Source organism: Streptomyces violaceorubidus (assembly GCF_000717995.1).
Taxonomy (GTDB): Bacteria; Actinomycetota; Actinomycetes; order Streptomycetales; family Streptomycetaceae; genus Streptomyces; species Streptomyces violaceorubidus.
This window is the reverse complement of sequence record NZ_JODM01000004.1, coordinates 222,356-233,459: the sequence shown is the minus strand read 5'-3', so window position 1 is coordinate 233,459 and position 11,104 is coordinate 222,356. Positions and strand designations below refer to the sequence as shown.

General features: G+C 67.4%; 12 protein-coding genes. 2 read left to right on the top strand and 10 right to left on the bottom strand.

Annotated elements, in window-relative coordinates:
- Positions 1-60: 60 nt before the first annotated feature.
- The 6 genes from IE94_RS40935 to dnaB all read right to left on the bottom strand — a co-directional run bounded on the left by IE94_RS40935 (position 61) and on the right by dnaB (position 6,791).
- Positions 61-450: a hypothetical protein gene (locus IE94_RS40935; protein ID WP_245235207.1), complete on the bottom strand. Its 390-nt coding sequence runs from the start codon at positions 448-450 to the stop codon at positions 61-63.
- A complete protein-coding gene (locus tag IE94_RS35330) occupies positions 411-1,172 on the bottom strand; it encodes a TniQ family protein (RefSeq protein WP_245235206.1) in 762 nt (253 codons plus the stop codon). The genes IE94_RS40935 and IE94_RS35330 overlap by 40 nt, the downstream gene beginning before the upstream one ends.
- Positions 1,169-2,287 (bottom strand): AAA family ATPase, encoded by a 1,119-nt coding sequence (locus IE94_RS0109210; RefSeq protein WP_030180869.1) that lies wholly within the window; start codon positions 2,285-2,287, stop codon positions 1,169-1,171. Before IE94_RS0109210 ends, IE94_RS35330 begins: the two co-directional genes overlap by 4 nt.
- Positions 2,284-4,413 (bottom strand): helix-turn-helix domain-containing protein, encoded by a 2,130-nt coding sequence (locus IE94_RS0109205; RefSeq protein WP_030180866.1) that lies wholly within the window; start codon positions 4,411-4,413, stop codon positions 2,284-2,286. The genes IE94_RS0109210 and IE94_RS0109205 overlap by 4 nt, the downstream gene beginning before the upstream one ends.
- The gene (locus tag IE94_RS0109200) at positions 4,410-5,117 is read right to left on the bottom strand and encodes a TnsA-like heteromeric transposase endonuclease subunit (protein ID WP_051777373.1); all 708 of its coding nucleotides are present in this window, start codon (positions 5,115-5,117) and stop codon (positions 4,410-4,412) included. The genes IE94_RS0109205 and IE94_RS0109200 overlap by 4 nt, the downstream gene beginning before the upstream one ends.
- A 198-nt stretch (positions 5,118-5,315) precedes the next feature.
- Positions 5,316-6,791, bottom strand: a complete 1,476-nt coding sequence (gene dnaB, locus IE94_RS0109195) for a replicative DNA helicase (RefSeq protein WP_030180863.1) — start codon at positions 6,789-6,791, stop codon at positions 5,316-5,318.
- Between the two features lie 459 nt (positions 6,792-7,250).
- Here dnaB and IE94_RS0109190 point away from each other — a divergent pair, with 459 nt between their 5' ends.
- Complete coding sequence (locus IE94_RS0109190) at positions 7,251-8,588, top strand: MATE family efflux transporter (RefSeq protein WP_030180861.1); 1,338 nt, start codon at positions 7,251-7,253, stop codon at positions 8,586-8,588.
- Positions 8,589-8,714: 126 nt separating this feature from the next.
- Here the strand turns inward: IE94_RS0109190 and rplI are convergent, their stop codons facing one another.
- From rplI to rpsF, 4 genes are all read right to left on the bottom strand, one after another.
- A complete protein-coding gene (rplI, locus tag IE94_RS0109185) occupies positions 8,715-9,161 on the bottom strand; it encodes a 50S ribosomal protein L9 (protein ID WP_030180859.1) in 447 nt (148 codons plus the stop codon).
- An 18-nt stretch (positions 9,162-9,179) separates the two neighbouring features.
- Positions 9,180-9,416: a 30S ribosomal protein S18 gene (gene rpsR / locus IE94_RS0109180; RefSeq protein WP_003949403.1), complete on the bottom strand. Its 237-nt coding sequence runs from the start codon at positions 9,414-9,416 to the stop codon at positions 9,180-9,182.
- 46 nt (positions 9,417-9,462) lie between these two features.
- On the bottom strand, positions 9,463-10,056 hold the full coding sequence (locus IE94_RS0109175) for a single-stranded DNA-binding protein (protein WP_030180856.1): 594 nt from the start codon (positions 10,054-10,056) through the stop codon (positions 9,463-9,465).
- A gap of 79 nt (positions 10,057-10,135) precedes the next feature.
- Positions 10,136-10,426, bottom strand: a complete 291-nt coding sequence (rpsF, locus tag IE94_RS0109170) for a 30S ribosomal protein S6 (RefSeq protein WP_030180853.1) — start codon at positions 10,424-10,426, stop codon at positions 10,136-10,138.
- Between the two features lie 275 nt (positions 10,427-10,701).
- Here rpsF and IE94_RS0109165 point away from each other — a divergent pair, with 275 nt between their 5' ends.
- Entirely contained in the window at positions 10,702-11,007 is a 306-nt protein-coding gene (locus IE94_RS0109165) for a hypothetical protein (RefSeq protein WP_030180850.1), read from the top strand.
- Positions 11,008-11,104: the final 97 nt, after the last annotated feature.

Sequence of the window (11,104 nt, the reverse complement as noted above, 5' to 3'; positions counted from 1 at the left end):
AGGCTCAAGCCGGGCCCACTGGCCATTCGTCAGATCCCCACGTCTCACAGGACGTGATCATCAACGAACAAGATCCACTTTCGCAACAGGCCCTAGGTGCACGGACTGCAGCACCGGGCTGATGCCCCGGCCCCAGTCGTCGATGCTCGTGACCGAGATCTGCGTGAGTTCCTCGCGTACTGCTTCCAGCAGGCCCCGCAGGGCCTCGCCAGCCGGATGGATTCCCGGCTGTTGAAGGATGCCCAGGGCCATGGTGACCGCAACTGCGGTGTCCGCGGCTCGCGGTGGGGCTATGAACCCCGGGCGGTCCGCCGCCCGTTCGAGGTGCGGGGCGACCGGATCGGTGGCGAGGTGCGCTTCTGCGATGTCGGCCGGCATCTGTTCCCGCAGGGCGGCGGCGGGAAGATCGCTCAGGACACGGATGCCCAGGGCCCGGATGTCGGCCAGCACCGCTGGTGCCCGTTGCGGGGCAGTCCGGTAAGGACGAAGGCCGCCGTCTGCGTTTCGATGATCTCCATCACCCGGTCCTGCGCCGCAAGGACAGGGTGGCCAGCAGGCAGGGGAAGCGTTGGAGCATGGGTCAGATCCGTGCCGCAGCCCGCCGAGATCAGACCGCCGGGGCGGATCGGTGGATTGCCGCAGAGTTCAGGCCGGGGAACGGACCGCCCGGAACGGGGTCGCTGGCGCGGAACCTGCCCGCAGTGCGGGCAGCGGTCCGCCAGCAGGCGGCGGTGCCGGGTGCATGCGAAGGAGAATCCGAGCCGCCAGGACAACTGCCAGCGCCCACCGCTGGAGCGCAGGCAGTCCGGGCAGAACCGGGATCCCCGTCCGCGGCCCCAAAGGACATGCCGCGACACGGCCCGGCCTCCGCTGCTCATCTGCAGGGCCCGTCCGTCGTAGTGCGCCAGCGTCATGGCAGTGACCGCCTCCGGGGCCGTGCCGGAGGCGTGCGCGACGGCTGCGGTCAACCGCTCGTCAAGGAAGATCGTCCAGTCCGTCGGGATGCCCCGGAATTGGTTTCCGGCCCGCTGACGGACGGGGAAGCCGCAGTGCAGCAGAACATCACCGAGTGTGGTGTCCATCCGGCGAGCCGTTGCCTCCAGCCAGGAGTCCAGGGCCTCACCAGGTAGTGGAGGCAGCCGGATCGGCAGGGTGCGGGCCAGCTCTCTCATGCGGCTCGTCGGCTCCGGGATCGCGGGCGGCTGGTCAGCCGCCGCTTCTCCAACGCCGCCTGGAGTTCGAGGCGGGCCGCCTCGGACGCCTCGTCGTTCTTCACCCGGTCCATCAGCTCCTGGTCCAGACGCTCGGCACCGGTGCGGACCGCCCGCTGGCAGCCCCGGTTGATCAGCGTCATCAGCGAGCCGATGTGTCCGGTGCTGCGGGCAAAGAGGTAGTCCGACAGGTCGTCCGCGAGCATGCCGGGGTGCTTGTCGGTGAGCACGACACGCTGTTCAAGGGCCAGCAGCATCTGCCGCCACTCCCGGCGCCCGGCCTCCGTATCGATGGTGAACGGACGCAGCCCCAGGCGGGTGGTGCGGCGGCCGGTCTGGGCCAGGGCTGTGTCGCGCCCGTTCGTTCCCTCACCGAACAGGCCCTTCTCCGCGAGTTCGACCCCCACCATCAGCAACGTCACCGGGAACTCGTTGGCGATCCACTTCAGGTGATTACTCACCTCGATGCCGCTCTTCTGCCCCCACTTCAAAAAGTGCAGATCGTCCAGAACCACCAGGCGGACTTCGCAGGACAACACACAGTCCAGCACCCGCCGTCCGAACTGGGCGGTGGTGCCCCGCCCCTGCCCGGGGTGGCCGAAGAACTCCAGCATGGCTCGGTTGAGATCTTTCATCCCGGTGTTCCCGGTCAGCCCGACCCGGCAGACGGGGATCCGCTCGTGTCCCTGGCTCGTGAACGGGCCCGACTCCTCGATCTCGCGCTGGTGGAAGTCGCGGGCGAAGGCCAGCACCGAGGTCGTCTTGCCCAGCCCCGGGAATGCGTCGACGGCCACCGCCCCCTTGGCCTTGTCACCGTCCTGCTCGTTGCTGTCGACGATGTCCCACAAGTCCTCGTGGAGCTCAGCCAGTTGCGGCGTCTTGACCGGGCCGATGTTCGCGTGCCACTTCCTGCGCTGCCGGTCGTAGTCCGCCCGCGCCTGCGTGGCCAGGGACTTCAGCTCCTTGCGGGTCAGCAGATCGGGCCGACTGCGGCGGGGGCTCTCGGCGAATGCCTTGAAGTCCTCTTTCCGCGACAGGGCGAGACTGTCCGGCTCCGGAACACGTTTCTCGCTCACACGTCCTCCAGAGCATCGGCGTAGAAGTCGTTCTCTTCGGCGAGGTCCTCCAGATCGGCCTCGTCGTCGTCCCCCGTCTCCGTCACCACGTCGGGCTCCCGCGGTTCCGTGGCCTCCTTGTCCTGGCCAAGGGCCTTGCGTACGGACGGAAGCGAGACGACGGTCTCCGCCTCACTCTCCGGAAGCTCGATGGCGGCCTGCTCGCGCGAGAGCCGCAGGGCCATGCGCCGCTCGGCGATCGTGGTGCCCAGTCCGAGGTTCCACCGCTGAAGCAAGTCGGCGACAGCGAGCCGGTCGTCGGGAAAGCGATACTTCGAGGCAGCCAGCTGCCGGGCGAATGCCAACGCGTCCTCACTTAACGGCATTTCGGTCGATGGTGCGTGCTCCCAGGTCAGGGTGTGCCATTCGCGGGTTGTGGGGTTGCGGAAGTAGATCTTGGTGATGTCGTCGGGGTCCACTTGGAACGGCCAGCCGTTCTTGACCGGACTGTCGTAGGGGCTGCGGATGCCCGGCTCGGGCAGGCCGGGGCCGCTGTAGCGGCGGCGGCCGATCTCGACCCCGTAGTGCTGGACCGTGCGCCACTTCGTCTGCAGGAACTCAAAGGCCAGGTCCCGGTCGCGGGGTGCTTCGATGTAGCCCGCCCGCGCCATGCCGTGCTCGAACATCTTCGCCGGGGACATCCGCAGTCCCGGCAGGCCTGGATCGACCAGGCTGGAGTGCTGCCTGCAGTGATAGACCGCCGCGGTCCACTCCCGGATGATTGCCTCAAGCTCGTCGAGGAAGAAGAACGCGTCGTCCTCCGGGTTCTCGCCCCGCGAGTGGATGTCGGGCCCCTTGTAGCCGGGCAGCACCTGCAGCAGCCCCTCCCGCAGGGTCCGGAAATAGCGCTCAACCGGCCCCTTGTCGCGGCCCGTCCGCAGCCGGGCCGGCTGGATGGAGATGCCCATCCGGCGGCAGACGCTGGTCAGATGCTCCGAGACATAGACCTTGCCGTGGTCGACGACCAGCGTCTCGGGGACCAAAGGAGGCGAGGCCAAGCCCGGCCCGGTAGCGCCCTCGACGTCGACCAGGACGGTGCGGGGGATGCCGTGCTCGGGCCAGACGGCGTGCCGCGGCCAGTCCCGCCCCGCCGGCCTCGGCCGAAACGACTGGAAAAGCACCGCGCTGACATCCACTGCCTTTGTCGATACCGGCGTCAGCCGGATCCCCGTGACGCAACGGGTGTACCAGTCCATCCCGACACTCAATTCGGCCTGAACCCACTTGAGCGTCAGCGGGTCGAACGCGAAGACGTCCAGGCGGGTGGAGTCCATCAGCAGGTACTCGCCCGGCCGCGTCGGCCGCAACTTGCCATACTGCCCCTCCGGCCGACCGGCAATATCCCGGTTGCGCTTCGTACTCAGCCGGAACAGCGGATGTCGTCGCTCCAGCTCCTCCAGCAGCCGAAACGCCGTCGCCCGACTCGGCTGCGCCACCACCCCCTCACCGAACCGCGCAATCACCCGAGCCCGGGTCCGCTCGATCACCACAGTCCGCGACGGCCGCGACTGATCGGTGTGCTCGACCATCACCTCCACCGCGGTCTCCACCCACCGATCATCGACCGAGGTCTGCGACCGCTCCGACCGCGTCCTCCTTGGTGCAAGCCCGGCCTCGCCATGCTGGAGAAATCCAGCGACCCAGCGCTCAATGGTGCGGGTCGTCACGCCAAGTTCCGCCGCCTTGGCTGCCTTCCTCGCCTCCATCGGCACTGCCACGTCGTAGCTGACCCTCGGCTCGTCGTCAGCCGCCAGCTCCCCGCTGCCGGAGCGATAACCGGTCAGCACCTCACGGACATGCCCAGCTCGCTCCAGGACCTTCTGCTTCTCCTCCGTATCGAGCTGTCCGAGGACCACGGAGGCGATCTCGCCTTCGTCATCTGCGGACGGTCCTGGGCCATCAGGACTGATCGCAGCGCGGTCGGAGAACAGCAGTTCCTTGAGCGACAGCCTCAGAAGCCGCCCATGGTCGTCCTTCAAGACCACTTCGTTGCCCGCTGTGGTCGCAGCCATCTCCACCACCTCGACGGATTCCCCGTCATAGCGGAAGCGCGTACCAACACCGACGCGAGCGGCCGCCCTACTCACGCTGCCCTCCTCAGGACGTGCGAAGGGCCGAGCGGCCGGTCGAGATCAGTTAAGAAGACCTGCGTCCAGAGCAAATGGTGGATCGCAGCACGGACTTGAGGCTCTGGACGATCCGGCAGACACTCCATGGCCTGCCCTAGAACAAGCCCATCGACATCCGCATCACGCAGCTCTTCCAGAATCTCGGGGCTGAACAGCCAATCCCTGCGGTAACCCGCGAGGAACCGGATGTTCTCCAGCTCTGCGGCCGGAGGCTCGCTCCAGACCTCGTACTTCCATCCCCGCGATTCCACCGCCCTCCGGGTCCAGTCGAAGGTGAACGCCACCTCCGGCTTGGACAACCGCTGCAACGGCTTGACGTCGACCACCACCGGCACCTGTCCGGTGAGAAGGAGATAGTCCGGAATGTGCCGACGCATCCTCCCCTCCACCACCGTCTGCAGCAGAAAGGGCTGGGCCACGATGGCGCGTACGGACGGATCAAAATCGGCGAAGAGCAAACGCGACAGCTCAAGTCGTGACTCGTAGATCACGTGGTCGCGCATCGTCGCCGACCAGTAGGTGCCCGAGTAGTGCTTCTGGTCCCTGTACCAGCGGAACGTCCGCCACGGATGAGCCGTCTGCAGCAACGCCGGTGCCACAGACGCCCAGGAACACTCTTCAACCCCGCCACCGTGCCCACGAAAGCTGACCGTCGCTTCCATCCCCACTCCCGAGTTGGAGTTGCCCCTGGCAGCACGATGCTCCCGCCCAAGATGCCGACGGGAGCACACCAGCAACGCTTTCACTCGAATGAGGTACAGCAGCGACCTGCGAATCTCAGCTCGGTGTCGGATCCGACTTCCATCCGACATCGACCGTGAGATTCCGACACGAAATCTGAGACCCTACATGACCGGCTCTCAGGTCTGGGCCATGTCCACGAAGCGCGAATAGTGGCCCTGGAAGGCGACCGTGATGGTCGCCGTCGGGCCGTTACGGTGCTTGGCTACGATCAGGTCCGCCTCGCCCGCGCGCGGCGACTCCTTCTCGTAGGCGTCCTCCCGGTGCAGCAGGATGACCATGTCCGCGTCCTGCTCGATCGAACCGGACTCACGCAGGTCGGAGACCATGGGCTTCTTGTCGGTGCGCTGCTCGGGACCACGGTTCAGCTGGGAGAGCGCGATGACCGGGATCTCCAGCTCCTTCGCCAGGAGCTTGAGGTTACGGGACATGTCCGAGACCTCCTGCTGCCGGCTCTCGGAACGCTTCGAACCGCCGGACTGCATCAGCTGGAGGTAGTCGATGACGACCAGCTTGAGGTCGTTGCGCTGCTTGAGGCGACGGCACTTGGCGCGGATCTCCATCATCGACAGGTTCGGGGAGTCGTCGATGTAGAGCGGGGCGGCCGACACGTCCGGCATCCGGCGCGCCAGCCGGGTCCAGTCGTCGTCCGTCATCGTGCCCGACCGCATGTGGTGCAGCGCGACGCGGGCCTCGGCGGACAGCAGTCGCATCGCGATCTCATTGCGTCCCATCTCCAGGGAGAAGATGACGCTCGGCAGGTTGTTCTTGATCGAGGCGGCCCGCGCGAAGTCCAGCGCGAGGGTCGACTTGCCCATCGCGGGACGTGCGGCGATGACGATCATCTGCCCGGGGTGCAGGCCGTTGGTCAGCGAATCGAAGTCCGTGAAACCCGTTGGCACACCGGTCATCTCGCCGCTGCGCGACCCGATCGCCTCGATCTCGTCGAGCGCGCCCTCCATGATGTCGCCGAGCGGCAGATAGTCCTCGCTGGTGCGCTGCTCGGTGACGGCGTAGATCTCGGCCTGGGCACGGTTGACGATCTCGTCGACGTCGTCGTCGGCCGCGTATCCCATCTGGGTGATCCGGGTGCCGGCCTCCACCAGCCGGCGCAGGACCGCCCGCTCGTGCACGATCTCCGCGTAGTACGCGGCGTTCGCGGCCGTCGGTACGGTCTGGACGAGGGTGTGCAGATACGAGGCGCCGCCGACCTTGTTGATCTCCCCGCGCTTGGTGAGCTCGGCGGCGATCGTGATCGGGTCGGCGGGCTCGCCCTTGGCGTAGACGTCGAGGATGGCCTGGTAGACCGTCTCGTGGGCCGGCTTGTAGAAGTCGTGGCCCTTGAGGATCTCGACGACGTCGGCGATGGCGTCCTTGGACAGGAGCATGCCGCCGAGGACGGACTGCTCGGCGTCCAGATCCTGCGGCGGCACCCGCTCGAACGCCGCGCCTCCGCCGTCCCACCCGCTGTCCGGGCCGCGCTCGTGCTGATCGTCCCGGCCGCGGCCGCCCTCGCTGCGGCGGCGGGAAGCAGGCAGACGATCGCTGGGGCCGCTGTCGGCCCACGGGTCGTCCAAGGGCTCGGAAATGCTCACCGAGCCACCTCCTCCCGTCCGCTGTGCGGACCTCGCCGTGCCCCTCATTTCTACGGCACGGCACTGACAAATAAGACGCCCAACTCCGGTTCTGGCGCGTCGGTTTTGTGACGGTTCATCTGCCGACGGACGGAGCAGGCGCCGGATAACCGTAGGCCCGCGGGCACCGTCAGCCAATCTGGTTATCCACAGGCCATGTGGACGACCGGCCAGATGCTGTGGAGAACTCCGCCAAACCTGTGCACGACCCGGTGGACAGGCCTGTGAACAAGCCCCTAGCCCTCTTGGCGAGACCCCTCTGAACTGCGCCTTTGCCATCCACCGCCTGTGCAGAAGAAAAACTTTCCCGGTCGGACCAAGATCACTTCGACCCGTGCCCGGAAGTACACGGCGCGAGAGCAATCGTAAGGGTCAGCAAAGCTTTGCATCTCTTACCTGTGGACGATTAGATTGGTGCTCATGACACAGGCCCCCGCGCGCACCCGAACCGTCCGGCGACGACACGACCGCGAGATCGTCGCGCTGGCAGTCCCGGCCTTCGGCGCGCTCGTCGCCGAGCCTCTCTTTGTCCTGGCCGACAGTGCCATCGTCGGCCACCTCGGGACCGCTCAGCTCGCGGGGCTCGGCATCGCCTCGGCCCTGCTCACCACGGCCGTCAGTGTGTTCGTCTTCCTCGCCTACGCCACCACCGCGGCCGTCTCCCGTCGCGTCGGCGCGGGCGATCTGCAAGCAGCGATCCGTCAGGGGATGGACGGCATCTGGCTCGCACTGCTGCTCGGCGCCGCCGTCATAGCGGTCGTTCTGCCCACGGCGCCGCCTCTCGTGGAACTCTTCGGCGCCTCCGACACCGCGGCTCCCTACGCCACCACCTATCTGCGGATCTCCGCCCTCGGCATCCCCGCCATGCTCGTCGTACTCGCCTCGACCGGTGTACTGAGGGGACTGCAGAACACCCGGACTCCCCTCTACGTGGCCGTGGCCGGTTTCCTCGCCAACGCCGTCCTCAATGTCGCGCTGGTCTACGGCGCCGGACTCGGCATCGCCGGCTCCGCCTGGGGCACCGTCATCGCTCAGTGCGGAATGGCCGCGGTCTATCTGTGGGTGGTCATCCGCGGAGCCCGACGCCACGGGGCCTCCCTGCGCCCGGACCCGGCCGGGATCAGGGCCTCCGCCCAGGCCGGGATGCCGCTGCTGGTGCGTACGCTCTCCCTGCGCGCCATTCTCATGATCGCGACGGCCGTGGCGGCCCGACTCGGAGACGCCGACATCGCCGCCCATCAGATCGTCCTGTCCCTGTGGAGCCTGCTCGCCTTCGCTCTCGACGCCATCGCCATCGCCGGGCAGGCCATCATCGGGCGCTATCTGGGCGCGGACGACGCCCAGGGGGCTCGCGAGGCCTGTCGCAGGATGGTGGAGTGGGGGGTCGCTGTCGGGGTCGTGCTGGGTCTGCTCGTGGTGCTGTCCCGGCCGGCGTTCCTGCCCCTGTTCACCGGAGACTCCACAGTCAAGGACGCTGCGCTGCCCGCACTGGTGATCGTGGCCGTCGCACAGCCGATATGCGGCGTGGTCTACGTCCTGGACGGTGTCCTCATGGGTGCGGGTGATGGGCCCTACCTTGCCTGGGCCATGCTGCTGACCCTGGCGGTCTTCATCCCCGCGGCGCTTCTCGTCCCCAAGCTCGGCGGTGGGCTCACCGCCCTGTGGGGGGCCATGACACTGATGATGGCAATGCGTCTGGTGACCCTGTGGCTGCGTACCCGATCGGGTCGCTGGGTCGTCACGGGCGCGACGCGCTGACCGTTTCACGTGAAACGGTGAAACGCGGCGTTCCACGGGAAACATGGCTACGCACACGGTCACGAAGAGGGGCCGCATCCCCGACGGGAGATGCGGCCCCTCTCATCGCTTCAGCGAGAGCAGTGCTCAGGCAGCGACGACCTCGATGCTGACCTTGGCGTCAACCTCGGGGTGCAGACGCACGGACGTCTCGTGGGCGCCCAGGGTCTTGATCGGCGAGCCCAGCTCGATGCGGCGCTTGTCGACCTCGGGGCCACCGGCGGCCTTGATCGCCGAAGCGACGTCGGCCGGGGTGACAGAGCCGAAGAGACGACCGGCGTCGCCGGAGCGGACGGCCAGACGGACCTTCACACCCTCGAGCTTGGCCTTCACCTGGTTGGCCTGCTCGATGGTCTGGATCTCGTGGATCTTGCGAGCACGACGGATCTGCTCGACGTCCTTCTCGCCACCCTTGGTCCAGCGGATCGCGAACTTCCGCGGGATCAGGTAGTTGCGAGCGTAACCGTCCTTGACGTCGACGACGTCGCCCGCGGCACCGAGACCGGTGACCTCGTGGGTGAGGATGATCTTCATGTTTCGGTCACCCTTCCCTTATCGCGCAGTGGAGGTGTAGGGCAGCAGCGCCATCTCACGGCTGTTCTTCACGGCCGTGGCGACGTCACGCTGGTGCTGGGTGCAGTTGCCGGTCACGCGGCGGGCACGGATCTTGCCGCGGTCGGAAATGAACTTCCGCAGCATGTTCGTGTCCTTGTAGTCCACGTACGTGACCTTGTCCTTGCAGAACGCGCAGACCTTCTTCTTCGGCTTGCGCACAGGCGGCTTAGCCATGGTGTTTCTCCTGTGTGATCAAGAAGTGTGGGTAGAGCCCGCCCGCTTAGAAGGGGGGCTCGTCCGAGTAGCCGCCACCGCCGCCGGAGCCACCGCCCCAGCCGCTGCCGCCCTGGCCGCCACCACCCTGCTGGCCACCGGCAGGAGTGCCGGTCGCCCAGGGGTCGTCGGCCGGAGCGCCGCCGCCCTGCTGGCCGCCACCGGGGCCGCCGCCCCAGCCGCCGCCACCCTGGCCGCCACCGCCGCCGTAACCGCCCTGGCCTCCGCGGCCCTGGCCCGAGGTCTTGGTGACCTTGGCCGTGGCGCTGCGCAGGCTGGCGCCGACCTCGTCGACGTCCAGCTCGTAGACCGTGCGCTTGACGCCCTCACGGTCCTCGTAGGACCGCTGCTTCAGCCGGCCCTGCACGATGACGCGCATGCCTCGCTGGAGCGACTCGGCGACGTTCTCCGCCGCCTGGCGCCAGACCGAGCAGGTGAGGAAAAGGCTCTCGCCGTCCTTCCACTCGTTCGTCTGGCGGTCGAAGGTGCGGGGGGTCGACGCGACGCGGAACTTCGCGACGGCCGCACCGGACGGGGTGAAGCGCAGCTCGGGGTCGTCGACAAGATTGCCGACGACCGTGATGACGGTCTCGCCTGCCATGGGGAACCTCTCGGCGGGTTTGCTGCTCTGGCTGCTTGGTTGCTGCTACTCGAATCCCGGGATCAGCTGAGCGGGAGGCTCAGTGGGTCTCGGGACGGAGGACCTTGGTCCGGAGGACCGACTCGTTCAGGTTCATCTGGCGGTCGAGCTCCTTGACGACCGCAGGCTCGGCCTGCAGGTCGATGACCGAGTAGACGCCCTCGGGCTTCTTCTTGATCTCGTACGAGAGACGACGACGACCCCAGGTGTCGACCTTCTCGACCTTTCCGCCGCCGTCACGGACGACAGAGAGGAAGTTCTCGATCAGCGGGGAGACAGCGCGCTCCTCGAGATCGGGGTCGAGGATGACCATCACCTCGTAGTGACGCATGTGGAACCCACCTCCTTTGGACTCAGCGGCCACGGTCGTTCCGTGGCAGGAGGGTTGCGATGCGTTCGCACCGGCATCAACGAGTAAACCAGGACCCACTGACAATCGGGCCTCCTCCGAGGAGGTGGCCCGGTCGTGGCCGGCATCAGACACCGGTGCGGAAGGCACAGCGTACCCGCCTGTCGCCTTGCGGTTGAAATCCGGCCCCGGGGGGACACAATCGGTACTCAGGGATGTGAGGGCTAAAACACACTGCCTTCGGCAGGAGGTTCTCCATGGCACAGATCATGCGACCCGCCAAGCCCCGGACCGGCCTGCTGGCCACCGACGGCAAACGACACCCCCTCCAGGACTCCCTCCTGGCCGTGACCGTGGTGCTGGGCGTGCTCGCCCTGGCCACCGCGAGCTTCCGCGGACTGCACGTACTGACCTCCTGGGCGGGGCTCCTCGGTGTCCTGACCGGCGGCTACGGCCAGTACGTGTCCGTGACGACACGGGAGCGCTTCGGCCTGGTACTGGGACTCGGCGCCTCCGCACTCGGTCTGTTCTTCGGCATCTACCACGGCGGGCTCGTCGGCTGATCCCCGCCGTCCGGCTGCCCGCCGGCAACCCCTTCCAGCCGTACGCCGGACGGGGCGCTCACAGGGCGCAGTAGGCTTCGCGCGAGAGCCGGAGCCC